1 pseudogene is annotated in these 255 nt (G+C 60.4%); it reads left to right on the top strand.

Annotation, left to right across the window (positions count from 1 at the left end):
- Window positions 1–255 (top strand): annotated as a pseudogene (locus O2S87_RS19155) (IS1182-like element ISMhu1 family transposase); the annotation flags it as partial.

Raw genomic sequence — 255 nt, 5'->3', positions numbered from 1 at the left:
ACGACGAATACGGACCAGAACAACGCGGAGACGAGCTCCCGGAGGAACTCCGGGAGCGAGAGGACCGACTGAATCGATTGCGGGAAGCCAGGGACCGACTCAACGCCACCGAACAGCAGCTCAAGGAGGAGCAAGCCGAGAAGATCCGCCAGAGAGAACAGGAAGAGGAAGAATCAGGCCAGAAGAAGCGTGGGCGGAAGCCCACACCTCCGGAGGAGGTGGAGCTTCCGGAGGACTCAAAGGCAAACACGACAG

The sequence above is a fragment of the Halohasta sp. A2 genome, assembly GCF_056175805.1.
Note: the sequence above shows the minus strand (reverse complement) of the source record. Positions and strands in the feature narration are given on the sequence as shown.